This is a genomic window from Caloranaerobacter azorensis DSM 13643 (assembly GCF_900129995.1).
GTDB lineage: Bacteria > Bacillota > Clostridia > Tissierellales > Thermohalobacteraceae > Caloranaerobacter > Caloranaerobacter azorensis.
On record NZ_FQXO01000142.1, the window covers coordinates 1 to 1,826 of the forward strand.

The window sequence follows — 1,826 nt, forward strand, 5'->3', positions numbered from 1 at the left end:
TTTTTTTAGTTATGATTAGTATTCCTAGGATTTAGATGTCTGATTTTTCTACTTTATGGAAGCTAACTCTTTATTTCTTGTAAAGTGGTGTTATTCAATAGGTAAAGTCTATTTTATATTACACTTTTTATTATTTGTGTTTATTTTCAAAGTTTTGAAGAGCTTTTTTGATATCTCCACTTATTATTTTGTCTAAATTTTCAACAATTTCGTCAGGTGAGTTTTTCATATCATTTTTAATCCAGTCTAATAGTAGTCCGACAAAAGCGAATTTGTAAAAATCGGCTATAAATTTTTTATTTTCTTCTGATACATCTAATCCTTCTGATAATTCTTCAATGACATTGTAAATTAAGTTAAAAACTTCGTTATATAAGTGAGTTTCCAGATATTCTCTTCCGATGGAATGGTATGTATTTAATACTATGTCTTTATTTTGTTTTAGGTATATTAGTAATTGTTTGAATCCTTTTTTCCATGTTTTATGAGTTCTATTTTCATTTATTGCGTCGCGGATTTCTGTTTTAAAAATCCATTCTAATAATTCATACATGTCATGAAAATGGTAATATAAAGTCCTTCTATTTACACCGCAATCTTTTACTATATCGTTAACCGTAATTTTAGATAATGGAGTAGTTTTCATTAGTTTTTTTAACGATTGAGCTAAAGCTAATTCCGTTAAATGTGACATGTTCATCTCCTTTCAGTTAACGGTGTGAATTTATATGTTCTATTTTATCACATAATATTTACCATGTCTAATTATGTTCTATTATTGCTTCCATTTCATAAATTTATTTTCAATAAAAGTAATTCCTTGATACATTACGGCAGCAAGTATTGCTAAAATAAATATATTTATCATTACTAAATCTAACTTAAATACTTGAAAACCATATACAATTAGATATCCGATGCCTGCTCTTGATACTAAAAATTCTCCAACAATAACTCCAACCCAAGAGAGACCAATATTAATCTTCAAAGAACTAATCATTGTAGGTACGCTTGCAGGTATTATGACTTTTTTTAATATTTGGAATTTAGTTGCGCCGAAGGTTTTTAACATTTTTATTTTATCCTCATCTACTTCTTTAAAGCCATTATATACATTCATAATAGTTATGATAATAGATACAGCAATTGCAGTTGCAATAATACCAGTATATCCAGCACCAACCCAAAGAATTAAAATTGGTGCTAATGCAGTTTTAGGTAAGCTATTTAATATTACAAGATACGGGTCTAATACTTTTGAAATAAAATCTGACCACCATAGAAGTATAGCTATTAGAATACCTAATATAGTTCCGATAGTAAAGCCAAATACATTTTCCATAACAGAAATCCCTATATGTTCAAACAAAGAACTATCTTTTAGAAGTTTTATAAATAGGTTCCAAATTTCAGATGGATAGCTTGTAAGAAATGTATCTATCCAACCTAATCTAGCGGAAATTTCCCATAAAACCATGCAGATAATTATTATTGCAATTTGAGTAATTCTGATAGTTGTTTTTCTCTTTCTAATTTTTTTGATATATTCTTCATGTTCTTTAGACATGGACATCCAGCTCCTTCCATATTTTATTAAAATAATATCTGAATTCAGGAGCTTCTCTACTTCGCATAGGTGTTCTAATACTATTTGGGCAGGTTAGTTCGATATTAACTATGTCTTTAATTATTGCCGGTCTTTTAGATAATACTACTACTCTATCTGCTATGGATATAGCTTCTGCTATATGCACAAAAAGACGGACAGGATTATCTATCCTGTCCGATTATATTAATTTCTAGTTTTTTTCCGTCCCAAACAATTT

At 28.5% G+C, this 1,826-nt stretch carries 2 protein-coding genes; both read right to left on the reverse strand.

The genetic code is table 11. The annotated features are described in order from the left end of the window. Nucleotides 1-130: 130 nt before the first annotated feature. Nucleotides 131-694 carry a TetR/AcrR family transcriptional regulator C-terminal domain-containing protein gene (locus BUB51_RS12495; RefSeq protein WP_035165263.1) on the reverse strand — a complete coding sequence of 188 codons (564 nt, stop codon included), beginning with the start codon at nt 692-694 and terminating at the stop codon, nt 131-133. A gap of 81 nt (nt 695-775) precedes the next feature. Further along, nucleotides 776-1,567 (reverse strand): ABC transporter permease, encoded by a 792-nt coding sequence (locus tag BUB51_RS12500; RefSeq protein WP_278294547.1) that lies wholly within the window; start codon nt 1,565-1,567, stop codon nt 776-778. Nucleotides 1,568-1,826: the final 259 nt, after the last annotated feature.

Coding starts and splice junctions, on each gene's coding strand:
- BUB51_RS12495 (WP_035165263.1), bottom strand. CDS start 694: ATGTCACATTTAACGGAATTAGCTTTAGCTCAATCGTTAAAAAAACTA.
- BUB51_RS12500 (WP_278294547.1), bottom strand. CDS start 1,567: ATGTCTAAAGAACATGAAGAATATATCAAAAAAATTAGAAAGAGAAAA.